Annotated in this window: 21 protein-coding genes and 2 pseudogenes; 15 read left to right on the top strand and 8 right to left on the bottom strand. The window is 38.6% G+C overall.

Going from position 1 to position 24592, the window contains the following annotated elements; all coding sequences use genetic code 11:
• The first annotated feature begins 327 nt into the window (after positions 1–327).
• The 7 genes from BIV60_RS03330 to BIV60_RS30170 all read left to right on the top strand — a co-directional run bounded on the left by BIV60_RS03330 (position 328) and on the right by BIV60_RS30170 (position 6866).
• The gene (locus BIV60_RS03330; protein WP_083402075.1) at positions 328–1125 is read left to right on the top strand and encodes a DUF4046 domain-containing protein; all 798 of its coding nucleotides are present in this window, start codon (positions 328–330) and stop codon (positions 1123–1125) included.
• Positions 1126–1230: 105 nt separating this feature from the next.
• Positions 1231–2796, top strand: a complete 1566-nt coding sequence (locus tag BIV60_RS03325) for a spore germination protein (protein WP_071354296.1) — start codon at positions 1231–1233, stop codon at positions 2794–2796.
• Between the two features lie 22 nt (positions 2797–2818).
• Positions 2819–4027, top strand: coding sequence for a Ger(x)C family spore germination protein (locus BIV60_RS03320; RefSeq protein ID WP_071354328.1), 1209 nt, complete (start codon positions 2819–2821; stop codon positions 4025–4027).
• Positions 4024–4251 (top strand): hypothetical protein, encoded by a 228-nt coding sequence (locus BIV60_RS03315; RefSeq protein ID WP_071354295.1) that lies wholly within the window; start codon positions 4024–4026, stop codon positions 4249–4251. Before BIV60_RS03320 ends, BIV60_RS03315 begins: the two co-directional genes overlap by 4 nt.
• A 126-nt stretch (positions 4252–4377) precedes the next feature.
• The gene (locus tag BIV60_RS03310) at positions 4378–5493 is read left to right on the top strand and encodes a GerAB/ArcD/ProY family transporter (RefSeq protein ID WP_177177208.1); all 1116 of its coding nucleotides are present in this window, start codon (positions 4378–4380) and stop codon (positions 5491–5493) included.
• A gap of 90 nt (positions 5494–5583) precedes the next feature.
• The gene (locus tag BIV60_RS03305) at positions 5584–6657 is read left to right on the top strand and encodes a GerAB/ArcD/ProY family transporter (protein WP_083402074.1); all 1074 of its coding nucleotides are present in this window, start codon (positions 5584–5586) and stop codon (positions 6655–6657) included.
• Between the two features lie 41 nt (positions 6658–6698).
• A complete protein-coding gene (locus BIV60_RS30170) occupies positions 6699–6866 on the top strand; it encodes a hypothetical protein (protein WP_256218292.1) in 168 nt (55 codons plus the stop codon).
• Here BIV60_RS30170 and BIV60_RS28120 read toward each other — a convergent pair.
• The 6 genes and pseudogenes from BIV60_RS28120 to BIV60_RS03275 all read right to left on the bottom strand — a co-directional run.
• Positions 6791–7143, bottom strand: a pseudogene (locus tag BIV60_RS28120) (YeeE/YedE thiosulfate transporter family protein); the annotation flags it as partial. The gene BIV60_RS30170 and the pseudogene BIV60_RS28120 overlap by 76 nt on opposite strands.
• 94 nt (positions 7144–7237) lie before the next feature.
• Positions 7238–8656, bottom strand: coding sequence for a YVTN family beta-propeller repeat protein (locus tag BIV60_RS03295; RefSeq protein WP_071354293.1), 1419 nt, complete (start codon positions 8654–8656; stop codon positions 7238–7240).
• A gap of 116 nt (positions 8657–8772) precedes the next feature.
• Positions 8773–9507 (bottom strand): anti-sigma factor, encoded by a 735-nt coding sequence (locus tag BIV60_RS03290; RefSeq protein WP_071354292.1) that lies wholly within the window; start codon positions 9505–9507, stop codon positions 8773–8775.
• Positions 9497–10081 (bottom strand): RNA polymerase sigma factor, encoded by a 585-nt coding sequence (locus tag BIV60_RS03285; protein ID WP_071354291.1) that lies wholly within the window; start codon positions 10079–10081, stop codon positions 9497–9499. Before BIV60_RS03285 ends, BIV60_RS03290 begins: the two co-directional genes overlap by 11 nt.
• A gap of 114 nt (positions 10082–10195) precedes the next feature.
• A complete protein-coding gene (locus tag BIV60_RS03280) occupies positions 10196–10672 on the bottom strand; it encodes a hypothetical protein (RefSeq protein WP_071354290.1) in 477 nt (158 codons plus the stop codon).
• Between the two features lie 118 nt (positions 10673–10790).
• Entirely contained in the window at positions 10791–12029 is a 1239-nt protein-coding gene (locus BIV60_RS03275; RefSeq protein ID WP_071354289.1) for a MerR family transcriptional regulator, read from the bottom strand.
• Between the two features lie 292 nt (positions 12030–12321).
• Here BIV60_RS03275 and BIV60_RS03270 point away from each other — a divergent pair, with 292 nt between their 5' ends.
• From BIV60_RS03270 to BIV60_RS03260, 3 genes are read left to right on the top strand one after another with little or no spacing between them, the layout of a single operon-like run.
• Complete coding sequence (locus BIV60_RS03270; RefSeq protein WP_071354288.1) at positions 12322–12516, top strand: DUF3311 domain-containing protein; 195 nt, start codon at positions 12322–12324, stop codon at positions 12514–12516.
• Positions 12513–13985 carry a sodium:solute symporter family protein gene (locus tag BIV60_RS03265; protein WP_071354287.1) on the top strand — a complete coding sequence of 491 codons (1473 nt, stop codon included), beginning with the start codon at positions 12513–12515 and terminating at the stop codon, positions 13983–13985. Before BIV60_RS03270 ends, BIV60_RS03265 begins: the two co-directional genes overlap by 4 nt.
• 38 nt (positions 13986–14023) lie before the next feature.
• On the top strand, positions 14024–15199 hold the full coding sequence (locus BIV60_RS03260) for a M20 metallopeptidase family protein (protein WP_071354286.1): 1176 nt from the start codon (positions 14024–14026) through the stop codon (positions 15197–15199).
• A gap of 306 nt (positions 15200–15505) precedes the next feature.
• On the opposite strand, the gene BIV60_RS03255 is transcribed toward BIV60_RS03260, so the two are convergent.
• Complete coding sequence (locus BIV60_RS03255; RefSeq protein WP_071354285.1) at positions 15506–15898, bottom strand: acyl-CoA thioesterase; 393 nt, start codon at positions 15896–15898, stop codon at positions 15506–15508.
• A gap of 245 nt (positions 15899–16143) precedes the next feature.
• Between BIV60_RS03255 and BIV60_RS03250 the strand changes: the two genes are divergently transcribed.
• Together BIV60_RS03250 and BIV60_RS03245 are read left to right on the top strand one after the other, a co-directional pair.
• The gene (locus BIV60_RS03250; RefSeq protein WP_071354284.1) at positions 16144–18087 is read left to right on the top strand and encodes a GTP-binding protein; all 1944 of its coding nucleotides are present in this window, start codon (positions 16144–16146) and stop codon (positions 18085–18087) included.
• A 244-nt stretch (positions 18088–18331) separates the two neighbouring features.
• Positions 18332–20386 carry a molybdopterin-containing oxidoreductase family protein gene (locus BIV60_RS03245; RefSeq protein WP_071354283.1) on the top strand — a complete coding sequence of 685 codons (2055 nt, stop codon included), beginning with the start codon at positions 18332–18334 and terminating at the stop codon, positions 20384–20386.
• Between the two features lie 163 nt (positions 20387–20549).
• On the opposite strand, the gene BIV60_RS03240 is transcribed toward BIV60_RS03245, so the two are convergent.
• Positions 20550–21914 (bottom strand): TrkH family potassium uptake protein, encoded by a 1365-nt coding sequence (locus BIV60_RS03240; RefSeq protein WP_071354282.1) that lies wholly within the window; start codon positions 21912–21914, stop codon positions 20550–20552.
• Positions 21915–22325: 411 nt separating this feature from the next.
• On the opposite strand from BIV60_RS03240, the gene BIV60_RS03235 reads away from it, so the two are divergent.
• The 3 genes and pseudogenes from BIV60_RS03235 (at position 22326) to glsA (ending at position 24400) form a co-directional block, all read left to right on the top strand.
• Positions 22326–23213 (top strand): YARHG domain-containing protein, encoded by an 888-nt coding sequence (locus BIV60_RS03235; protein ID WP_071354281.1) that lies wholly within the window; start codon positions 22326–22328, stop codon positions 23211–23213.
• A 31-nt stretch (positions 23214–23244) separates the two neighbouring features.
• Positions 23245–23424: pseudogene (locus tag BIV60_RS03230) on the top strand (N-acetylmuramoyl-L-alanine amidase); the annotation flags it as partial.
• Positions 23425–23470: 46 nt separating this feature from the next.
• Positions 23471–24400: a glutaminase A gene (glsA, locus tag BIV60_RS03225; RefSeq protein WP_071354279.1), complete on the top strand. Its 930-nt coding sequence runs from the start codon at positions 23471–23473 to the stop codon at positions 24398–24400.
• Positions 24401–24592 lie beyond the last annotated feature (192 nt).

Raw genomic sequence — 24592 nt, 5'->3', positions numbered from 1 at the left:
AAGAAGAGAGCAAACAATTAATGAATTAAGTTCAAAAGTTATATGGCAAGCTTTTTTACCTCCTTGGAAAGCTTCCTTATTCGTTCCGAGCGGATTCGTTTGGTCCTACAAATGCTGTAGGCAGAGTGTTATGGGTATTTTTGGACACTGGTATCACTCCCTGTAAAATAATGAATTAAGTTAGATTGCTTTTTATTTGGTCATATTGAACTCGAGTAAATCGAAAAATACAAGTTTTAGGTAGACATATTCATTAATTTTAAAAATGTAAATAATTTTAAATAACAAATAGTCAAAAACAGGTTTACTAGTAAGGAGGTATCGTGTTTGACGGAAAAAGAAATGGTGATTCAAATGTATCGGGACATATTAGGGGGGAGAAGGGCTCGATTTCCTAAAAATTTTTTTGTTGGGGACCAGGGAAAAAAATACTTGGCTTATATTACACGTTTTTTGATTGAGGAGTACTTAGGTATCTCTACCAAACAAATTCCTCGTTTCGTTAGTGCAAAAACATTATGGGACTATCGTTTGCGCCCTCCGGCTCAGGTACATGGGTGGAACTTTATCGATATGATACAAAACGCCTATCCTGGAACATTTTCTCCTTTAGAGTTTAAACAGGTTTCAAATGGTTACTGGCAGGGAGATACGGGACAAAAACGAGTCATTGAAGAGGTTCTTTATGTCATTGAAGAAAAATCTTCTATCGCCCTTCATGAAATTCCGCAGAAGGTCAACCATCATTTTTTTAAACAAAATGGGCTCTTGGGGATTCTTGATATATTCGGGGATTCTCCTTATCTAGTCATTCAGACTATCTATCCTAACCAATTTAAACCGTGGGAATTTGCATCTGTTCCAATGAATTTTTGGAAGAGTAAAGAAAATGTGAGAGGGGCGATGGAGTGGCTCCTTTTTCAAAAAATGGAGTTTTCTTCTTATCAGGAAGCCATTCAAAGATTATCTCGTAAGCATTTTACCATCTATCGAATGACAGGGTTATTTCAAATGGCCTTTGATCAACGATTATACAAGGTAAAACAATGGATGGAAAAACGGATCGAGCAGAGCTCCTCTTGTACACAAGAAAACATACAATCAATGTATTATTTAGAAGGTTAAATAAGTTTCCAGTAAATAGAATATTTTTGATGGATACATCACAAACTAAAGATAGATTTTAACATGATTTTCCAAACTATCTTGAATAATAGGAAGAGGCTCTCAATGTTTACTCGAAACAGACGAAAAAAGTTCCTTAAGGAAAAATTTCTATATACTCAACATCCGCAAGTTGCTGGGCAAGAAGATTCGCTTTCTTCTGATCTGGATGAAAACTTACAGGTTCTTAGCTCTATGTATCAGGATTGTTATGATGTGATTTTCAAAACGTTTTTGATTGGCGGGCAGACAAAAGCCGTCCTTATTTATATCGATGGTTTATCCAATATTGAAGAAATCGATGATCATGTGCTCACCCCTTTAATGGAAGAAACAGATGGAAGAGTTTATAGTTCACTTGATATGTTAGAGAAAAAATTACATATATCAAAGACGAAAGAAATTAAGACATTTAAAGAGTGTATAGAACATATTTCTATTGGCGACCCAATACTTTTAGTTCAGAAAAATGATTGGGGAATCGCCATGGGGTTATGTAAGTGGGAAAAACGTTCGATTGAAGAACCACAGGCAGAGAGTGTTGTACGGGGACCACGGGAAGGGTTTGTGGAAACATTAGCAGTCAATACCTCCCTTGTTCGTCGAAAGATCAAAAGTCCTGCTCTCAAGATGCAACCGATGAAAATCGGTCGCTATACTAATACTTATGTTGTAATTGCTTACGTAGAAGGACTTGCAGATCAAACCCTCATTGAAGAGGTTAAAAATCGTTTACAGCGGATCGAAATAGATAGTGTATTAGAAAGCGGGTATATCGAGGAACTAATAGAAGACAATTCCTATTCGCCTTTTCCTCAACTTATTAATACGGAGCGTCCTGATGTAGCCGCCGCTAATCTCCTGGAGGGACGTGTGTTGATTCTTGTAGATGGTACACCTTTTGTCTTAATTGCTCCTATTACCTTTTTTTCCTTACTTCAGTCACCCGAAGATTATTATCAGCGCTTCCTGATTAGTTCTGTGGTCCGAATACTACGTTTTGTGTTTATGGTGTTTTCTCTTGTTTTGCCTTCTATCTATGTTGCGCTACTAACCTACCATCAAGAGATGGTGCCAACGAACTTGCTTATTAGTGCGGCATCTTCCCGAGAAACGGTTCCTTTTCCAGCGCTAGTGGAAGCATTGATGATGGAGATAACATTTGAAGCATTACGTGAAGCAGGTGTTCGCCTTCCAAAGCAGGTCGGAGCTGCAGTTAGCATCGTCGGTGCTTTGGTTATCGGTCAAGCTGCCGTTCAGGCAGGTCTGATTTCTGCTCCGATGATCATTGTTGTTGCCATTACCGGTATTGCATCTTTTATGGTGCCGCATTATTCGCAAGGAATCTCGCTAAGAATGCTTCGCTTTCCTATTATGTTGCTTGCTGGCTCGCTAGGGTTGCTTGGGATTATGCTTGGTGTGATTACAATCGTCGTCCACTTATGTACACTACGTTCTTTCGGGGTGCCATATCTTTCACCTATCGCCCCGCTGAAAGGTCGTGAATTAAAAGATGCCTTGATTCGGGCTCCATGGTGGAAAATGAATACCCGTCCTCATTTAACTGGCGAATTCAACCCAACCCGACAGTCATCTGGACAAAAACCGGGACCAAGCAAAGGAAAGGAATAGAAAGAGAAAGATGTGATTGAAAATGAATCCCTTTTTAGTTCGAAACATCATAAAAATATTTTCTATTCTTCTCTTTCTCTCTGCTAACTTCCTGCTCACCGGCTGTTGGGACAGAAAGGAAGTAAATGATATGGCCCTGGTGTTAGGCGCCGCCATTGACAAAGCAAAAGGTGAAAACATCAAACTCTCCTTGCAAATTTTAATTCCACGGGCTGTAAGCTCTGGACAACAAGGATCAGGTGGAGGCGGAGGGGAGCCCCAGGTTTTGCTAAGAACCGCTGTAGGAGAAAATATGGCAGATGCTGCCTCAAAGCTTCAGACAAAATTCCCCCGTAAAATCTTCTGGGGACACTGTAAAATATACATTATTGGAAAGAAGCTTGCTAAATCGGGAGGTGTTCGTAAGCAAATAGACTTTTTACTTCGCCATCCTGAACCTCGAGAGCGTGCTTTTTTATTTGTCAGTGATGGAGATGCAGAAAAAATTCTCGAACTACAGCCCCCTTTAGAACGATATGAGGGAGAAGCTTTACGGAAGCTAACCGAGTTGCATATTGGGGTAAAAACTACCGTAAAAGATTTTGAACAAATGGTAATAGGTGATGCCGGAACTGCTCTTCTTCCTTTGATTCAGAAACTGCCGCCCACCCATGGACAAAAACAAGAAGAAACGATTGCAGATATAATCGGAACAGCCATTTTTAAAAGAGATAAAATGATTGGTCAAATTGATACTAAAGTAACAAGAGGAATATTGTGGTTACGAAATGAAATAGAGGTGACTGCAGTTACAATAGATCCCAAAAAGGGCGAAACGATTACCTTGGATCCCATTCGAGCTACAACAAAACTTATCCCTACTATCAAAAATGGAAATTGGAAGATTCTAGCTAAAGTTACTTCGGAAGGTACGATTGTACAAAATGCAAGCAATCTCGATGTTATGAGTCCAATTATTACGAAGAGAGTAGAAAAAGGCTTAGAAAAAGACATAAAACAACGCCTTAACTTGTCCTTAATACAAGTGAAGCAAAGAATGAATGTAGACGCGTTCGGTTTTGCGGATGCGTTTCATCGTAAATATCCTAAAGAATGGGAAAAAGTGAAAAATCATTGGGATGAGGTTCTTCCAGAGGTAGACGTAAAGATCAATATAAAAACACGTGTTCGTCGACCAGGTTTATCAACTACACCGGCAGGCTTAAAGGAAGAAGAGGTAAAAGAGAAATGAAATGGTTAATGATAGCAGGAATCACCTTATGCTTGATTCTTATGGCCTTATTCGAATGGCCAAAAATGAATCGGCATCAGAAAAAGGAGAAAGCCGCCTTTGTAACTATAACAGCAATGGGATGGCTGCTTGCCATCCTCCTTCTTTTCTTTCCAGATATGCCGGGTCCCACGCAGATGATTGACAAGATTTTCAAACCGCTAGGTAAAATGCTCGAGAAATAACAAGTGCATAGGATTTTTAGTAATAATGAAAGAAACTTCCTTCTACTTAAACTGTTTTTTACTAACTAAGGTTCTATTTGTGATTCTTAAGAAAAGGTAAAAGCATTTGAAAAAGGGGAATAGAAAATGATCGAAAAAGGGAAAATTTCCGCTTTTCAGATGGGTGTGATGATGTATCCCTCCATCCTGGCTACAGGCATTGTTACTGTTCCATCCATTACAGCAACATATGCCAAGCAAGATCTCTGGATATCTCCGATATGGAACTGTCCCATAGGTTTGTTGATGGTGTTTGTTGTCCTCCAATTGCACAAGCTTTATCCAGGAGAAAATATCATTCAATATAGCGAGCGTATTATGGGGCGTTTTGTCGGGAAAACACTCGGGATTTTTTATTTGTTTTTTTTTCTTCACAATAGCAGTCTCATTCTACGTGAGTATGCCGAGTTCATCATCACGACCGCACTTCCTAAAACTCCGATTATAGTGGTGATGACCGGTATGGTGCTAGTCTGTGCGTTTGCTGTATATGGTGGAGTGGAAGTGCTGGCGCGCTCAGCATTGGTTTTTCTTCCACTGTTTACTCTTCCTCTTCTGCTGGTGGGGTTGATGCTTTTGCCTGATATGGAACCACGAAACATACTTCCGATCATGGGAAAGGGGTTTCTACCTTCTTTAAAAGGAGCTTTTTTTGTTATTACGTGGTTTGGTGATCTACTTTACCTATCTTTTTTGCTACCGTTTTTGACAGATCGAGAAAAAGTGGGGAAGTGGGGGACGATTTCTATTATGGCTATCATCCTGACCATGGTGGTTACAAATTTGGGTACAGTATTTGTACTTGGCGGGATGACTCAGCAAGAGGTATACCCAGTGATGAGTATTGTTAGGTATATCAGCCTTGCTCAATTTTTTGAGCATGTGGAAGCGATTGTCATGGGAATTTGGATTACTGGTGTGTTTGTTAAGTTTTCGTTTTTTTATTATGCACTTGTACTTGGGACAGCTCAGTGGCTGGATTTGTCTGATTACAAATCGATTGTTCTTCCATTTGGATTCCTCCAAGTTATATGCAGTATATGGGTAACTCCCAATCTTCAATATATGGGTCACTTTTTTTCTACGACTGGCGCTTTTTATTTTCCCTTGGTAGAAATCATGATTCCGCTTTTTCTGTTGTTTGCTGCTCTTATACAAAAAAAATACAAAGAAAAAAGCTCTAAGTCTTCAAACGTCCGATAAAATCCATAATTGTTGTATGTGTATTACCATATCTGTTTTTGCGGTAAGATGTTGATAAATAACCTGTGGGGAAAGGGAGGATACAAGAGAATGATTGAAAAAGGAAAAATTTCATCCTTTCAGATGGCACTTTTAATTGTACCAACGATCATCGCAACTGCTGTTCTCATAGTTCCTGCCATTACAGGCAAATACGCAGGACGTGATATGTGGATATCACCCATTTTGGCATCCCTTAATGGATTTTTTACGATGTTTATTGCATATCGGCTAAATAAGCGCTTTCCGAAGGAATCCATCATCCAATACAGTGGACATATTATCGGCCGTCTTCCAGGAAAAGTGCTTGGACTTGTCTATCTGTTCTTTTTTTTACATGGAAGTGGCATTATATGTAGGGAGTATGCAGATTTCGTTATTGGTTCCTTTCTTCCTAAAACTCCGATGATCGTAGTGGTTGGAGGATTGGTTCTTGTTTGTGCCTTTACCGTACGAGGCGGTGTGGAAGTAATGGGAAGAGCAGCTCAATTGTTAGTTCCGCTATTTTTGCTTCCACCTTTACTGTTTTTTCTACTCATACCGGACTTAAAAATAGAGAGTATGTTTCCAATCATGGAGCATGGTATGATGCCCTCGGTCCTTGGCGCAGTTGTACCGCAGGCTTGGTTTAGCGAAATATTCCTCATCTCTATGCTTCTTCCTTTTTTAACAGATTGTGAAAAAGGAAGGAAATGGGGAATAATCACCATATTTTTTTCCATGTTTATCCTGGTTGTTGTCAATATTGTTAACATTTTTTTGTTTGGAGGAACTGTAAGTACTTTTACCTATCCAGGGTTTAGAGCTTTCCGATACATTAGCTTGGCCAGTTTTTTTGAACATCTTGAGTCAGTTGTTATTGCTTTTTGGGTGTTAGGAGCATTCATTAAAGTAACAGTATTTTATTATGCCTTTGTTCTAGGAACTGCCCAATGGCTTCGTCTTTCGGACTATCGGCCACTTATTTTTCCACTTGGGTTTCTTGTAACCCTATTCAGTATATGGGCATCTTCAAATGGACAAGAAATGGTCAAATTTTTAGGAACCATAAGTCCTTTTTATATACCATCTCTTATGACATTCATTCCAATGTTGCTTCTACTCATTACGTTTATAAGGAAGTAGTGGAAAAATAAACATGAGATCATAATGAAGGAGAAAAGATAATGATCGAAAAAGGGAAAATTTCCGCTTTTCAAATGTACGTAATGATGTATCCGACCATCCTTGCTACAGCCATCCTTACAGTACCTTCTATTCCAGCAACACCAGGCTTGATCTTTTTAGGTTTAAATGTGCCTTGGAAAGCTGCGGAAATAAACGCACCTAAATAGTTCCAAAATTTAAAACACTAGTAGAGTCAGCTAACACTGTATTTTTAAGGACTGCACCATTTGGCCCAGCAAAGTACCCCCAATGAGTAACATCAACACCTGCAGCTATTAGGGCTTTTCCTCCCCAAAGAGCGAAGGCAGAGGTGATTCCCCATGGATTTCCCCTAACCGTTAACGTCAAAGCGTTTAGCACGGCTAATAGAATGGCCGCTGCAAATAATGGCCATGAACCGCGGATGACCTTTTTCCATCCAGTTGTGGTTAGAAGTGGCTTCAGTCATAGAGCAAGCTTAAAGTAGGTATTGCTTAAAGCGAAAAAAACGCAATTATGTCTCAAGGTGAGGGATTACTATTTGTATGACACTCCGCATTTATTTTTCAATTACAACGTTATGCATAACTGTATCCTTATTTATCCACTTTACCTTTGTGCCAGATGCAATTTCAAGTGTTTCCGGTGTATAGGTATAGTTTTTTATTTCTACAGTTTGCTCCCTCATCTTTTTCCCATCTTTAACATTGATTTTCATTGTCATATAAGGATGGGGCGCACAGTGAATGACATATTCTCCGATGCTATTGAACGTATAAGTATAAGACTTGTCCGTTTTTAAAAGTGGGGAACTGATCACAAGAGTTTTTGCCGATTCTGGTTGGGTGTCATCATGTTTATCAGATTCCATTTCATGTGAATGATGTCTTTCTTCCATTGATTTTTTTATAAAATAGGCCGTACCACGGCTACCGATTGTTGCGGTGAAAAATGGGAAAGCATCTGTTTTAATCGTTTGGACCGCTTTATTTGTTTTAGTATCGATTACAACAAGTTTATTTTCTTCTGTTACTGGTATATAAACCTCTTTATTATCAGGTGTGATTGCAATTCCATGTGGACCTTTCCCTACTTGAATGGATTTCAACACTTTTTTTGACTCAGCATCAATAACGGTAACCGTATCATCTCCAATATTCGCGACATAAGCAAATTTTCCATCATTTGTTAAGTCGATTACATGATGACCTTTTCCAACCGGAATCGTTTCAGTCATTTTTCTAGTCTTTACATCTACGATTCCAATGGCGTTTGACTTCGTGAGTGTTACCCAAAGTGTTTTACCATTGGGAGTAATTGTAATATTATGCGGAAAGTCTTTTACCCCTTCAATCGTGTCGGTAACAGATTGACTTTCTGTATCGATAACGGAAATGGAATTTGAAGCTGTATTTGTTACGTAAAATTCGCTGCTATCAGGGCTGGAAATTCCATTGTGTGGGAATCTTCCAGTTTTGATCACCGTTATTATCTTCATTTTGGGTACATCAATTACCGTTACGGAATCCTCTCCTTCATTTATAACATAGGCAAATTTTCCATCTGTTGTAAAATTCACTCCTTTTGGTGATTTTCCTACCGGAATGTTTTTCACAACCTCATATGATTTGGTATTAATGATAGAAACATCTGCTGAACCGCTGTTAACCACATATGCATAGTTTCCATCAGGGGTTACTTGAACGTATGTAGGGTGTTTCCCTACCTTAACCCTCTTGATTATATTACGTGTGGCAGAATCAATAATTTGAACGGTGTTAGAATCCCGATTGTTTACAAATACAGGTGGGGATTGTACATTTTTTGCATTCAAATTCTTATTAACAGTAACGGTTGCATCTTTCTTCTTATTATTGTCATTTTGACTGTTTTGCTCCCCATTACACGCACTAAGGCCCAATAGAAGTAAGATACTAAGAACAAGCATGGAAAAAAATATTAATGGTCTTTTTTGCATGATAAAAATACCCCCTTTTATTCGATCAATTTAAAAAACGATAAATAGGAGGTATCGGTTTGCTGATTTTCCGAAAATAAAACAAAAGTACTACTTAATCCATATATTCTTTAAGGCTAGGAGGTCCCCATTACTTTTTGGCCTTTTGGTTGGGTATGATTAGGGGTTTGTTCTAAAGTAATCCCAATCCCATCAAATAAATAATCCTTTGGCAGACGGTAGGAAAGTAAGCCATTTCCGTTCTGATCAGGCTTTAAAGTGCCGGCATTTTGGCGAATGCCATTCTTCAACAGCCAAACCTGGTATACCTCTTTACCGTTAGTTTGGGGCATGCTGTTTAAGGTAATAACAAGGTTAGTTTCGTGGCCTTTTTGGAGAAGATAGGCAATCCCATTGGCTGAAGAGGCTAAATCCTCCCCTTTTAAATTGTATATTTTAACAACCTGATCAGGAGAAACTTCTTTGTTTTCCAATGCCGAAATGGTGCTTTTTAATTGATTATTATTCCACGATAGCCCAATGAGCATGATAATTAAAATAAAAGTAATTCCTGCTGTTAATGGTGAAAATTGTTTAGCCAAAATAAGCTTTAATCTTTCCAGAAAATGCTGTTTTTTTACAGGTAATTCATTATTTTCTTTAAAAATAAAATCCATGACATCCGTTTTCAGCGACTCAGGAACATCTGTTTCTTCTAAATCGTATGCCAGCGTCTGCCATGCGTTTTGTAAGGAATCTATCTCATATTGGCAGTGGATACATGTTTTAAGATGGTGCTCAAATTGATTTTTTTCATGTTCATCCAGCTCGTTGGTGATATATAAAGACAGGATTTCGCATTTATTTTCCATGACGAACCCCTCCTGTTTCTTTTTCAAAAGAATATCGCAGTTTTTTTAAGGTTTGATGTAGCCGGCTTTTAATTGTACCAAGGGGCTGTTGTTCAAGTTCCGCGATTTCCCTTAAAGAATAACCACCCCAGTATAATAAGTTGATTAGACGCTGCTGCGGTTCGGATAGGTTCTTTTTCGCTTCTTGAATTTGCTGTTTCAATAGATTTCTAGAGACCTGATGCGGTATTTCCTCTGTTTGTTGGTCATGGATTTGCTGCCATTCGTGATGCTCCAAAAGTACCGTTCCCGAATATTTGTTCTTTTTACGAATGAAATCGATTGCGATGTTGCGGGTGATGGTGAGAAGCCAATTAGCAAATTTCCCTTGTGCCGGGTTGTATGTACTTTTTGTTGACCAAAGCCGAAAAAAAACCTGTTGAACAATTTCTTTTGTTTCCTCAGGGTCTCCATTTGTCATTTTAAAGGAAAAACTATAGACAAGTTTTACATAACGGTCATACAACTCTTCAAGTGCAGAGCGATTATTCTGGACAATTAATTCAATCAGTTCTTCATCTGTTTTAGATTTCAATCCTCCATACTCTCCCTTAATAAAAATTTCAATTTACTATAGTATAAAGTATGAACAAGTAAAGTGGAGAGAAAAAAAGAACCGCCAATAAAGGCCAGTTCTTTAAAACTTGTATTAAGGTGTAAATTTTGTTTCACTATTTACAATAAACCAAACACCTTTAACCCCTTGTCCATTTACTTCACCGGAGGTTTTATCTTTTTTAAAGTAGTAAAGTGGATATCCTTTATAAGTTGTTTGTTTTTCACCTGTATCATCGCGAATTATAGTACCAAAGTCTTTTTTGTTAAAGCCTTTCGGAACCTCGAAGTTTTTTGAATAGTAGGGAGGCCAATTTTCAAGACATTCGCCTTTACAGTTTGTTTTATTTATTTTATCTTTTGCAAAGTAGTAAAGGGTTCTGCCTTCTTCATCTGCAAGATATTTTCCTGTTTTTTCATTCTCCATCAATTTCAATGCTGTGACAGGCTTAGTTGAAGCATCTTTTGCTTGATTGGTTCCTTCCGTATTCATGTTATTTTTTTGAGTACTGCAGCCAACAAGTAGTATGCCCGCCAATAAAAATGTAAATAACCAACTCCATTTTTTCATGTTTTACTTCTCCTCCTTAAAACGTTTCTTTTTCAATAAAAGGAAACGAAGGAAATAGGAATCCGGTTTGATTAAAAAAGTAAATTTTTTTCATCTACCTATTTGGAGAGGATTTATTCTATTTGGAAATCAAAAAAGCTGCACTGTACGCCAATAAGTTCATTTTTTCATTTTCATCATGATAAGTGAAATAACTACCGGGATTTTTCGTAAAGCCTGCTATTTCCTTACTGGTGAACTTTAGATGATGTTTTTGCAATTCTGCTTCCAAAAAATTTGGTTGGAATGCATTTGGGTTTGGTGCCGGATAGATGGATTGAATATTCGTCAATGACTTTGAATTTGCCTCATAAAAAATGGTATTCCCGATTATGCAGGAATTATTTTTTAGATACCGTATTAAAATCTGTATCGGTGATTCCTTATATATTAACGAATACTGAGAAAAGGACATACTATCGATGAAAATATCAATAGATTGATGTGCTAACGGTAAATGTAAATCACTATTAACGATATATAAAACCGGTAAATGCGTGTGAAGTTTTTCAATGTTTTTCTTAAAGGTTTTAAGCATTTCAAAGGAGTAGCATGTAAAAATATAGGATGTATTTTTCGAAAGTGTAGAGAGATATTTGGGTAACATCATCGAGATTTCAAGATTTGTTTCTAGTACAATTTTATTTTCCATTTGTTGTTTTAATAATTTGTTATACATCCATAATTTATTCTTCTCTAGTAAACTTATAAAATCAGGATTCCATTTCGCGACATCAATATCATAGATGGAATATTTAAAGGGCGACGATTGAAGATTACCCGTAATCAGGATTCCTTCTTTGATTTCCGCCTGATAGCCGCAGCCACAAGATAGATTGCCTTCAAAGATATGTTGTCCCAGGATAGAAGCATTTTGTAAACTCAATTCACTTTGACAATTCGGACAAGAAAGGATCGGCATAAAAAATAATGGAACACCTGTTGTTTGATGGTTTTGTTCAACATTCTCTATTGTCTTCTTATTAACCTTTGCATCGATGGATTGAATAGCATTCGAAATTTGTTCCTTCTCCTTGATTAACTGCCTTTTCTTTTCAATGAGCAAGTTTGTAAAATAGCTCATATCTTCCTTATCTCTATTGTTCGTTAATCGTTTAAGAGATAAGATTTTGTGAATTTCATTCAAGGAAAAATGATATTGCTTTAGTTCATTAATCAGTGACATATCCTCAAGACAGATAGTATTCAACCTATATTGTGTGTTTACTTTTTCAGGAATCAAGAGTCCCTTTTCAATATAAAAGCGTACCGTATCAATTGAAACATGGAATTTTTTTGCAAACTCTCCAATTTTCATACGATTCCCCCTGCTTCATTAAGAAAAAATGGAGTAACTCCATTTTTTTATCACAAACCCATCAAAATTTACAGTTGCCATAGTGTTAACCCCATTTACTATACTGATTATACAGAAAAATAATAATAGTTTGAAATAAAAGATATAAATAAGGGAGGTTAGAAGGCAGTCGAACAAATTGTTATAAAGGATGAATTAAATACGTTCACAATTTTTTGAAAACCTTTTCACGATTAGAAGTAACAAAAGAATGATAAGGTAGAAAATTTTTAACATTTTGAGGGGGTTATTTATGAAGAAAATATGCATTTTGTTGTCGATTATTCCTTTTATTGGCTCACTGACCGTCATTAATAAGGTGGAGCCATATGTCTTAGGAATGCCCTTCGTCCTTTTTTGGGCTGCTTTATGGCTTGTTCTATCCGCTGTATGTATGGGGATTAGTAATTTACTTTACCCCATAGAAGAGGATGGTGAGGAAGCATGAATATTTCACTTCTCATTATTTTAGTTTTCCTCATTTTATCCATTTACCTTGGAATCCGGTCAACAAAAGGAAAAGAAATGAATCTAGATCAGTGGGCCATAGGAGGCCGAGGGTTTGGAACGATTTTTGTGTTCCTGTTAATGGCCGGCGAAAACTTTACTACATACACCTTCCTCGGTGGAAGCGGTGGAGCATATGGGCTTGGCGGGCCAATGATCTATGTATTTAGTGCAATATGCTATATAGTCGCGTATTGGTTCCTGCCTCCAATTTGGAAGTATGCAAAGAAGAATAATATTTTGACCCAAGCAGATTTCTTTGTCAGTAAGTATAAAAGCACAAAACTAGGTGTTCTTACAGCTATTGTAGGAATTATTTCTCTTATTCCATACCTTGTTTTGCAATTTAAAGGGTTAGGAATTATTGTTTCCGAGGCCTCTTATGGAATGATCTCACCTGCGGTTGCCATCTGGATTGGAGCGATTTCTGTTTCAATCTATGTAACGATTTCAGGGATCCATGGTTCTGCTTGGACAGCGGTTGTAAAGGATATCATGATGCTTGTTGTCATCTTAATTATGTCTATTTACTTACCCTATCATTATTATGGCGGATTTACGCCTATGTTTGAAAAAATTAATGCCGTTAAACCTGACTTTTTAACGCTTCCTAAATCCGGTTATAGTTATTCCTGGTATATTTCAACAAGCATTCTTTTTGCCCTTGGTGCATCTGTTTGGCCACATTTGTTTGCAGCTAGCCTTTCATCCAAAAATGCACAGATTTTACGGCGTAATTCAGCTTTAAGCACACTTTATCAAATTGTCCTCATTTTAGTTCTATTTATTGGCTTTGCCGCCGTTCTAGTAGTTCCGGGATTAAAGGACCCAGACCTAGCCTTATTTGAAGTGGCAAAAAAGTCATTTAGCCCATGGTTTATCGGAATCATCGGGGGAACTGGATTATTAACAGCACTTGTGCCATGTTCAATGCTATTAATGACGGCCTCTACACTACTGGCAAAAAATGTAGTAAAAGTTTTGAAACCGGATACAACGGATAACCAGATTGCACGTATCGCCCGCACGGCTGTGCCAATCCTTGCACTTTTATCAGTTTACTTTACATTTAAAGGCGGGAATATGATTATCATGTTATTAATCATGGCCTATGGATTTGTAGCCCAGCTGTTTCCAGCCTTGTTTTTCAGCTTGTGGAAGAAGAACCCGATTACATTGCCAGGGGCCTTTGCGGGAATCATCGCGGGTGTCTTAACAGTTGCGATCATGACCATTACCAATTCTACTATTGCGACATTATTTCCTCACTGGCCGCAAGCCATTAAGGACCTTGATAGCGGAATCTTAGCGGTGGTGGTTAACCTGCTTGTTACGTTAGCAGTTAGCGTCGTAACAAGAGTAAAAAAGGTTTCAGAAAATCAACTTGAAAATGTGGAAGCTAATTCTTAAATAAAACTAAGTTAAAAAAAGCAAAGGAGTGAGGTTAAGTGACGACCAAACAAATGACGATAAAAGATGAAGTGATTACATGGAGAAGGCATTTACACGAAAATCCAGAACTTTCTTTCCAGGAAGTTCAAACATCGGAATACGTTTATAATCTTTTGAAGGACCTTTCAGGATTCCAAGTAACAAGACCAACGAAAACAAGTGTTTTAGGAGTGCTAAAAGGCGGAAAACAATCGAGTGAAAAACCGCTGACCATTGCCTTTCGCGCAGATATGGATGCACTTCCTATTCAAGAGGAAGCGGATATAGAATTTCGGTCAAAGAATCCGGGAGTCATGCATGCGTGTGGACATGATGCCCATACTGCCATGCTTTTAGGGGCAGCAAAGACTCTTTCCGAAAAGAGAGAGGAAATCAGCGGTGAAATACGATTTATTTTCCAACATGCTGAGGAAATGCCGCCGGGAGGAGCAATTGAGCTTGTTGAAAAAGGAGTGGTGGATGGTGTTGATTATGCCTTTGCTCTTCATGTTACACCATATGAACGTTCCGGCTCTATCTGCATGAGGGAAGGTGTGCTTTGTGCATCGAATGATGATTTTGAGATTAAGGTCATTGGTTTTGGGGGACATGCATCAACACCTGAATTAACCGTTGACCCGATTGCGGTGGGGGTAGAAATTGCGTCCAACCTCCAACATATTGTCTCTAGAAAATTACCAGCCTTACATTCACCGGTTATTTCAATTACGCAATTTCATGGGGGGAGCGCACTCAATATTATTCCAGAAACAGCAGAACTTGGTGGAACCATTCGTGCCATCGACCCTGCCATTCGAAGAAAAGCTAAAAATTTTGTCAACCAAATTGTTAAAGGGATTACAGAGGCACACGGTGCTCATTATGAAATCGTTTGGCATGAAGGCTATGAAAGTGTGGTAAATGATGAAGAGGCTGTTCGTATTACGAGAGACGTTGCAGAAGGCCTTTTTGGAAAGGAAAATGTAATCCATGTTGAGGAACCTTTATTTGGTGGAGAAGATTTTTCAGCCATTGCTCGAAATGTTCCTTCCTCCATGCAATTTATTGGTGTTCATCGTGAAGATTTTGGTGAAGCATATCCACTTCATCACCCCAAATTTAAAATCGATGAGGCAGCATTGCAATATGGAGTCGATTATTTTGTAGGCATTGCCCAAAAAATTTTGGAGTAAATTCTTATGAGGTTTTATAAATGAATTAGGCTGTATTCGTAAAGCATTTTTAATACGGGGATCGCTATTTTCTTATGGGGATCGGCGTTTGCTGCCATTCAAGCTAGTTTACTAGGTGAATTTTAAACTAGTCAATTAAATTCTAATGGTCAATTAAAACTTCCTAATAACATGAAGGGTGTTAGAAAAAGCTGGTTCTATAAAGTCGTCATTTCGCGACCTTCTAGAACCAGCTTTTATATTCTAAAAAAACATGATTTCCTCCAGCCTAATTGAAAAATTTCGGCTTACGATGGCTGTGCCATCCTAATTAAATAAAGCCCGCAATTCATCAGGAACTTCACGACTTTTTCTCGTCTCAGCATCCATCGCTACACAAGTAATTAGTGCATCCGCACACTTGACGCCATGTTGATTAAAAATCTCCTGCAAAAGTACGTAACTGTTTCGTCCTACTTTTTCCGGCCGAGTTATAATCGAAAGCTGATCATTCTGCCTGCATTCTTTCCGGTAATTAATATTGATGTTTACGGTGACGGTTTGGATGCCCATGTTAAGAAATTTGTCGTAAGGGAGATCTGCCTTTTCGTACCAGCCTTCGCGTCCCCACTCAAGGTATTCCAAATATTTTGCATTATTCACATGACCGTTAACATCAATTTCTGTTGAACGAACAACAATCTCCAATACATCCTCCATACTATACACCTACTGTCTTAATCATTTTGTTTTAGTATAACGTATCACCATCTTGAATGGTTATTATTTACTTCTTCATGTGAAAGTATTTTATAAAAACAATCATGCTCTTTGTTTAAGATTAGCTATATTTAATCTAGCAATATAAAAAACAAATTGATGTTAGGTTACAAGTGAAGCCATGATAATCCTGATATAATGGTTATGATGAAAACTGTAGCGAAAGAATAGGAGTACCTATGAATATGAACAAAACTATTGGAATTTTAGCACATGTGGATGCTGGAAAAACTACTTTTTCTGAGCAGCTGCTTTTTCATACAAAGAGCATTAAAAAATTAGGGAGAGTAGACCATCAAGACGCCTTTCTTGATAGTCATGAAATTGAAAAGCAGCGAGGCATCACTGTTTTTGCAGACCAAGGGAGGTTTGAATACCAAAACTCTACCTATTATCTGATTGATACCCCGGGACACGTGGATTTTTCACCGGAAATGGAGCGGGCCATCCAAGTGATGGACTTTGCGATTATCTTGATTAGTGCTGTAGAAGGAATTGAGGGTCATACGGAAACGGTTTGGAATCTATTAAACAAACACCATGTGCCAACCTTCTTATTTATCAATAAAATCGATCGTACCGGGGCAAATGTTGATGGGGTATTGGATGAGATTCGAAGCAATTTTTCGAAGGATATTTGCGATATTTCAACCACCTTCACAGATGAAATGATGTCAGAAGAATTGATTGAATTTATCGCGGAACGGGACGAAGAGGTTCTCGAGCATTATATGGAAAAGGGATATGACCCGGATTTATGGCTCAAAAAAATGCAATCGATGATTCAAGCTTCGCAAATTTATCCTAGTGCAAGCGGGTCGGCGCTGCAGGATATCGGAGTGAAAAGCTTTCTTGAAAAGTTTGATTTACTGACGGTTACAGATTTTAATAGCAGCCAACCTTTTTCCGGAAGGGTCTATAAAATTCGTTATGATGATACGGGTACAAGAGTCACTTTTATAAAAGGGTTAAGCGGTACGTTAAAGGTGCGGGATGAGATTGTTTATGGAAATGAAGAGGTTGAAAAAATAACGCAAATCCGAACGTATAATGGCCGCCAATATAGACAAATAGACCAAGTGGGTGCAGGGGAGCTGTTTGCCGTTACCGGTCTTACCAATTCTTCTGTTGGCGACGGGGTCGGTGCCCTAGAGGAAAAAGCGGTATATGATATGGTTCCAACACTAAGATCCAAGGTGGTATTCGAGCCAGGGGTGAATCCAAAAGAAGTTTTAAAATATTTTTTAATGCTCGATGCCGAGGACCCTTCTCTCCACGTAACGTGGGAGGAGCAACTGCAGGAAATTCATCTACATGTAATGGGAGCCATTCAATTAGAAGTACTGGAGCAAATTGTTTTTGAAAGATTTCAATTAAAGATTGCATTTGAACAGCCGGAGATCCTTTATAAGGAAACGATTGAAAACGAAGTAATGGGGTACGGACATTTCGAGCCGCTAAGGCATTATGCGGAAGTTCATTTAAAAATCGAGTCTGGGAAGCAAAATAGCGGTATTCAATTTGAAAGCAGATGCCATACCGATGAATTAGCGATTGGCCTGCAAAACCTGGTTGGACAGCATCTCTTTGAACGGGGACATCATGGCCTCCTCACCGGCTCACCGCTTACCGATGTAAAGGTAACGCTAGTAACGGGAAGGGCACACAATAAGCATACGCATGGCGGAGATTTTCGGGAAGCCGTATACCGTGCATTGAGACAGGGATTGGAAAAGGCAAATAACATTCTGTTGGAACCCTATTATCATTTTAAAATAATCGTAGCTATCGATCAAATGGGCCGCGTCTTATCAGATGTGCAGGCGGCACATGGCCGTTTTGATTCCCCGATGACAGAGTTAGACAAAGCGATATTAACTGGAATTGTTCCTGTAGCAACCTTTATGACCTACAGTCAGGAACTAGCTTCTTTTACACAAGGGAAAGGGCGGATTAGCCTAACCTTTGCTGGCTATTATCGCTGTCATAATGAGAAAGCGGTAATCGAACGTATTGGCTATGACAAAAGTGCGGATCCGGAATATACTTCCTCTTCTATCTTTTGTTCAAAAGGGCAAGGTTTTACAGTAAAATGGGATGAAGCTGAGGGAATGATGCACTGTTTATAGGTTATCCATTTTAATTAAATAATCAAAGTTCCAACACCAGTCTCTCCACCACTCTAGGTAGAAACATAAATTGATTATTAAGTTTACAATGTTAAAAAACTATGAAAATATTATGTTATATTCAATATACTAAATATAGCGAAAAGTAGGAATCGTCTCAATACTCTTTTAACGCTAAAAAAAGGTTCCTATTTTGTGATATAATTTTTCAATATACTTATAAAAGATGAAGGGGATACGAATGATGCAGTCATATATTACGGTTAAAAACGGTGTTGTCCCTTCTGTCTGTTCGCTAGATTGCCCCGATCAATGCGGGCTGCTTGTCCATAAACAGGACGGGAAAATAGTTAAAATAGAAGGTGATCCGGAACACCCGATTACAAAAGGGAATATTTGCAACAAGGTTCGGAATATGGCGGAACGCTTATACGACAGCAAAAGAGTGCAAACTCCTTTAAAACGTGTAGGGCAAAAAGGGGAAGGGAAATTTGCCCCTATTAGCTGGGAAGAAGCGATCGCTACAATCACAAACCAATGGAAAACACTTATAAAAGAAGAAGGACCAGAATCCATTCTTCCATATAGTTTTTACGGGAATATGGGAAACCTTTCTGCAGAGGGAATGGACCGGCGTTTCTTTAACCGCCTCGGTTCAAGCCAGTTAGACAGGACCATTTGTTCCGTCGCAGGAACGATTGGCTATGACTATACGATGGGCGGGAGTTACGGGACAGACCCGGCAGATATGGAAGAGACCAAATTATTTATCCTGTGGGGAATAAATGCTGTTAGCACCAATATGCATCAAATGACGATAGCCCAGAAGGCCAGAAAAAAAGGCGCGAAAATCATCGTGATTGACGTTCATAAAAATCAAACGGGACGATTGGCAGATTGGTTTATTCCGATTCTTCCAGGTACGGATGCGGCACTGGCTCTAGGAATCATGCATATCCTTTACAAAGAAAATTTAGTCAACCGGCCATTTTTAGAAGAATACACCATTGGGTATCAGGAGTTAGAAGACCATCTCGAGCAATATCATCCACAAATGGTTTCTGACATCACCGGTGTTCCTGTCGAAGACCTTTATCAATTAGCGAGAATGTACGGAACGATTTCTCCTTCTATGATTCGCATTGGCAACGGTCTGCAGCATCACGATAACGGTGGGATGAATGCACGTACCATTGGCTGCTTACCTGCTTTAGCAGGACAGTGGTTAGTGAAAGGTGGTGGGGCCGTCAGAGGCAATGGTGATTTTCTCTCTTTTAATAAAAATGCACTGCAGCGGCCCGATCTGCTCAAAACGAATACGCGTACAATTAATATGAATCAAATTGGTAAAGCATTACTAGAAAGCTATCCCCCAATTCGTTCCTTGTATGTTTATGGCAGTAACCCGGCGATTGTGGCACCGGAGTCCAATAAGGTGCGAAAAGGGTTAGCAAGGGAGGATTTATTTACAGTCGTTCATGACTTATTTCTAACCGAAACCGCCATGTTCGCAGATATTGTCCTTCCGGCAACGTCTTCCTTTGAAAATACCGATTTTTATAACTCTTATTGGCATAACTATCTCCAATTGCAGGAACCTGTGATCCCGCCATATGGAGAAAGCAAATCAAACACTGAGGTATTCCGATTATTGGCTAAGGGAATGGGGTTTGACGACCAAGCCTTGAAGGATACGGATGAGGAATTAATTAACCAGGCGCTGAGAGGTGCATCTAATCCATATTTGCCGGATATTACTTTTGATCAGCTAAAAGAAAAGCGATTCATTAAAGCAAGGAATATGGACGACTTTATTAATAATTTACCAACGCCGAGCGGAAAGATTGAATTATACTCGAAAAAGATGGAAGAGGATGGCTATCCAGCCCTCCCTACGTATATCCCGCTTGTGGAAGAGAAGGATTATCCTTTGCAATATGTACCAGCACCAACTCATAACTTCTTAAACTCGACTTTTGCGAATAATGAAAAACATAGAAACATGGAAAAAGAAGCTAAATTGTTTATTCATCCAAAGGATGCCAAAAGCCGGGGGATTGAAGATCGAGAGAGGGTCCGTATATGGAGCAATCGGGGGGAATGTGAATTAACCGCGGTTGTCGGTGACTATGTCCTTCCTGGTGTGGTCGTGAGCCAAGGACTATGGTCAGATGCCCCTGAGAAAAAGCATCTTGTCAATTCCTTAACGCCAGACCGTGCTGCTGATATGGGCGGAGGAGCTGTATTTTTTTCAGGGCGTGTAAACGTAGAAGCAATGAAAAAAGAGGAAACCGTTTAATTAAAGGTTTGAATCTAACTCTACCGGAAATATTCTATAAGTGTTAAAAGGCAACGCCCGAGTGGGTGTTGCCTTTTGACGTTCAGAAGAGGTTAACAGATGTTTTATAGTATAAGAATTTATAAATTGCTTTGAGATTGGTCTAGCTCCGGCGCTTTTCTTATTAGCCAATAATGATTCTTTCTTTAGGGTATTTAAAATTGGATTTCTTTTGATTGCCGCCAATAATAAATAAAAAGGAAGTTAAACCGATTCTTCCGATGAACATTAAAATCATGAGAACACATTTTCCAAAAATGCTGAGATCGGGGGTAATTCCTAAAGATAGGCCTACCGTTCCGAAGGCAGAACAAACTTCGAAAAGGATGGAAATAAAATCATGCTTGCTGTCGGAGATGCTTAAAGCAATAACTGATAAGAAGCACATGACAACAGCTAATAGCGTTATGGCAAATGATTTCATGACATCATCTGGATGAATCTCGCGATTAAAGATTTTAATATCATGATTCCCTCTGGCAAAATGATAAATAAAGAGCATATTGATTGCAAAGGTCGTCGTTCTTATTCCTCCGCCGACAGAATTTGGGGAGCCGCCAATAAACATAAAGACGCACATAATCAAGAGTGTTGGTATGGAAAAATTGTTAACATCCATTGTCGAGAGTCCGGCACTTCTCGTCGTCGTGGCTTGGAACAAGGAAAAGAAAAAGCTCTCATGCCACGATAAATTTTTAAAATGTTGCTGGTATTCAAGAAAAAAAATAAAAATTGTCCCAATAACGAGAAGACTTCCATATGTGACAGTTGTCAATTTTGTAAATAAGGAAAAGCGAAAAGGAAATCCAGATTTTGTTTTTCTTCTCGATAAAAACTCCTTTATTTCAATTAATACAGGGAAGCCAATAGCACCGAGAATGATCTGAATCATAATGATGAATTGGACAAAATAATCGCCTGAAAAAGGAGATAGGGATTCTCCGGTTATATCCATCCCTGCATTGGTTGTCGCACTGACGGATGCAAACAAACCATGAAGAAAGGCTTCCTTCCAAGTCGGAAAATAGGATAAAAAATATAATCCAAGAATCAGCGCCCCGATCAGTTCGATCAGAAGGATCATCTTGATGATTTCCTTCACTAATATGACGAGTCCCGATAAGGCGAACTGATTATTGTCGACCATTATTAGGCGGCGTTCACGTAAGCCAATTTTACGGCCGAGCAGAATCCAGAAAAATGTGCTGATAGCCATTATGCCAATGCCGCCAAATTGCAGAACAAGCATAATGACAAAATATCCGAATACACTATAGGTTTCGGAAATATTAAAAACAGTTAATCCTGTATCACTGACCACACTTACCGCTGTAAAGACGGTATCTATAAAAGACAATTTGACCCCGGGTTTTCGGACGGCCGGAATGCTGAATAAAAGGATGGATATCGTTACGGCCAGTAAATAGTAACTTGAAATAACCTGGGCGGGTGACCTCTTTTCCATCCAAACACGTACTTTATTCCACATGAATGACTTTTTCCTTTCATTATTTTATTACTTTATTATTTCCTATCTTAATGAAAATGGATGGGTTTTGGAAGAACTATCTCTAATATCTGATAGTGTTGGAGTGATTTAGCATTTTGCTTCCTGCATAATACCAATGGAAATAAAACTGATAAATAAGTAAAAAGTCAGATGAAGGCGATTTTTTAATTAGGATTCTAACATAAATGGAGGACCATTGGTATATATCTTAAGTAGTTTGTTGGGAGGGGATTGTATGCAAAATTGTCATTTATGTGGTTTTAGGAATGAGGAGGATAAAGATATTTGTATACAATGCGGAGCTGTGCTCGTTCATCAGCCTACAAGGGGTGATCGCAGTGGTGACGGTGCAAAAGGAATAAAATCCGCAAAACAAAGCTGCCATTTTTCATGCTGATTGTTGTTATACTAGTAATTGGTGCATTTACTACCTATCAAATATTATCAAAAAAGTTTAGCCGCGAAGCGGTCATTGAACAATTTAAAGGTGCTCTTGCAAAAAGAGATAAGGCGATGTTGAAAGAATTAATTGTACCTGGTGATACTCGCCTGAAAGTGAACAATCAAAGTTTGGATGCTTTGTTCACACTAATTGACCGGGAACCATCCATCATGCAGGAAATTGAAAATTCCTTACTCGATGAAGGATTGGGAAATCATTTATTTTTCTTACGTGAAGAAGGAAATCAGTTTGGCCTATTTCATCGATATGTTATTGATACCCCAAGTTATTTTATTTCCATTAATCATAATGGTGAAGAAACAGCGGTTTATGTAAATGAAAGTGAAATTGGGATTCTGGATGGATCGGAAGAAACGAAAGAATTTGGTCCTTTTCTAGCAGGCTCCTATACGGTGAAAGGGATTCAAAAAACAGGTAAAAAAAGCGAAAAAACATATACTGTGAAATTGGCGGGGACAAAAACAACGGAAAAGATCACTTTATTCAGCCAACCACCAGAAAAAGAAAAACCAGATGTAAAAGAGAAAACAGTGGTAAAAGAAATCATTCGGGAAGTTCCGGCAAGAAATTCCTATTATCTGCTTCCCCAGAGTGACTACGCTTATTTAACATATTCAGATATTGTAGGGTTGTCAAACAGCGAGTTGCGCTTAGCCAGAAATGAAATTTTTGCCCGGCATGGCTATATTTTTAAATCAAGGGATCTGCAAATCTATTTTAATAGCCAAGATTGGTATATTCCTAATCCGGGATATGATGGCAGTTTATCCACTATAGAGAAAAAGAACGTAGAATTTCTTAAATCATTTGAATAGGAGTTAGCCATGAAAGGCCGAAGATATTCATATGAACGCATTTAATTGGTCCCGAGTTCCCGGGGTTTTACCGGAAATTGGTTTTATGACAAACCCCGAGGAGGACAAGAAACTGTCCGATGATACTTATTTAGAAAATTTGATGGAACTATTGGATGCTGGAATTGAGGACTATACGGCTTTTAAACAGAATGAGGATTCAAAGAAATAGAGTGTAATTGCCTTATTATTCGCTCATACTACTATGGGTGATGTATATGCCATGTCAAAAAAATGAAGAATTAAAGCTTTTGGTAAAAGAAGCCAAAGCTTGTACAAAAAACGGTAAGGTAGCGGACTATATACCGGAGTTAGGAAAAGCAAATCCAAATGATTTGTCCATTGCCATTCACTATCCTGACGGGAGATGTACCTCAGCAGGAGATATTGATAAAAAATTCACATTGCAAAGTATCTCAAAGGTTATTAGCCTTGCCCTTGTTCTAATGGAAAGAGGGTCTGCTTATGTGTTTGAACGGGTTGGAATGGAACCAACCGGAGACCCGTTTAATTCAATTGCTAAATTGGAAACAATGGCACCTGCCAAACCTCTCAATCCGATGATCAACGCCGGGGCACTTGTCGTAACACATATGATCAAAGGGGATACCGTTGAAGAGCGCTTTAATCGGCTGTTAACCTTTATTCAAGAATTAGTCGGAGACACTATCATTGGCTATTGTGAGAAAGTTGCCCGTTCCGAATTTGAAACAGCCGATTTAAATCGGGCATTATGTTATTTTTTAAAGCAGCACAACATCATTTATGAGGATGTAGAGACATTACTGGATTTATACACAAAACAGTGTGCCATTGAAATGAACTGTTTAGATTTAGCAAGGATTGGAATGATTTTTGCCATGGATGGAGTGGATCCCTTTACCGGGAAAAAGATTATGCCGGATGATGTAGCGAGAATTTGTAAAACCTTTATGGTAACCTGTGGAATGTACAATGCATCCGGAGAATTCGCCATAAAAATTGGCATACCTGCTAAAAGTGGTGTTTCAGGCGGGATTATGGGGGCTGTTCCTGGTAAATTTGGAATCGGAATTTTTGGTCCAGCATTGGATGAAAAAGGTAACAGTGTTGCAGGGATAAAATTATTAGAACTTTTGTCAAAAAATTATCGATTGAGTATGTTTTGAGGAAGGAACCTACTCTAAATGGTCTCCTATGTAGACCATATTCATCACGCATATAAAGAGATTTAGTCTTCATATCTCTAATGAAGACCATTTCCATCAGGTGTCCTAAGAGATATGGTCTTCATGCCTTCTATGAAAACCAAATCCGGCCAGAGCCTAAAGAGATATGGTCTTCATGCCTCCTATGAAAAC

This window comes from Bacillus sp. MUM 116, from assembly GCF_001866655.1.
Taxonomy (GTDB): Bacteria; Bacillota; Bacilli; order Bacillales; family Cytobacillaceae; genus Neobacillus.
Note: the sequence above shows the minus strand (reverse complement) of the source record. Positions and strands in the feature narration are given on the sequence as shown.

Excerpts from the sequence above, each read along its gene's own strand:
- BIV60_RS03325 (WP_071354296.1), top strand. The coding sequence starts at position 1,231 with ATGTTTACTCGAAACAGACGAAAAAAGTTCCTTAAGGAAAAATTTCTA.
- BIV60_RS03320 (WP_071354328.1), top strand. The coding sequence starts at position 2,819 with ATGAATCCCTTTTTAGTTCGAAACATCATAAAAATATTTTCTATTCTT.
- BIV60_RS03315 (WP_071354295.1), top strand. The coding sequence starts at position 4,024 with ATGAAATGGTTAATGATAGCAGGAATCACCTTATGCTTGATTCTTATG.
- BIV60_RS03310 (WP_177177208.1), top strand. The coding sequence starts at position 4,378 with ATGATCGAAAAAGGGAAAATTTCCGCTTTTCAGATGGGTGTGATGATG.
- BIV60_RS03305 (WP_083402074.1), top strand. The coding sequence starts at position 5,584 with ATGATTGAAAAAGGAAAAATTTCATCCTTTCAGATGGCACTTTTAATT.
- BIV60_RS30170 (WP_256218292.1), top strand. The coding sequence starts at position 6,699 with ATGATCGAAAAAGGGAAAATTTCCGCTTTTCAAATGTACGTAATGATG.
- BIV60_RS03295 (WP_071354293.1), bottom strand. The coding sequence starts at position 8,656 with ATGCAAAAAAGACCATTAATATTTTTTTCCATGCTTGTTCTTAGTATC.
- BIV60_RS03290 (WP_071354292.1), bottom strand. The coding sequence starts at position 9,507 with ATGGAAAATAAATGCGAAATCCTGTCTTTATATATCACCAACGAGCTG.
- BIV60_RS03280 (WP_071354290.1), bottom strand. The coding sequence starts at position 10,672 with ATGAAAAAATGGAGTTGGTTATTTACATTTTTATTGGCGGGCATACTA.
- BIV60_RS03275 (WP_071354289.1), bottom strand. The coding sequence starts at position 12,029 with ATGAAAATTGGAGAGTTTGCAAAAAAATTCCATGTTTCAATTGATACG.
- BIV60_RS03270 (WP_071354288.1), top strand. The coding sequence starts at position 12,322 with ATGAAGAAAATATGCATTTTGTTGTCGATTATTCCTTTTATTGGCTCA.
- BIV60_RS03265 (WP_071354287.1), top strand. The coding sequence starts at position 12,513 with ATGAATATTTCACTTCTCATTATTTTAGTTTTCCTCATTTTATCCATT.
- BIV60_RS03255 (WP_071354285.1), bottom strand. The coding sequence starts at position 15,898 with ATGGAGGATGTATTGGAGATTGTTGTTCGTTCAACAGAAATTGATGTT.
- BIV60_RS03250 (WP_071354284.1), top strand. The coding sequence starts at position 16,144 with ATGAACAAAACTATTGGAATTTTAGCACATGTGGATGCTGGAAAAACT.
- BIV60_RS03245 (WP_071354283.1), top strand. The coding sequence starts at position 18,332 with ATGCAGTCATATATTACGGTTAAAAACGGTGTTGTCCCTTCTGTCTGT.
- BIV60_RS03240 (WP_071354282.1), bottom strand. The coding sequence starts at position 21,914 with ATGTGGAATAAAGTACGTGTTTGGATGGAAAAGAGGTCACCCGCCCAG.
- BIV60_RS03235 (WP_071354281.1), top strand. The coding sequence starts at position 22,326 with ATGCTGATTGTTGTTATACTAGTAATTGGTGCATTTACTACCTATCAA.
- glsA (WP_071354279.1), top strand. The coding sequence starts at position 23,471 with ATGCCATGTCAAAAAAATGAAGAATTAAAGCTTTTGGTAAAAGAAGCC.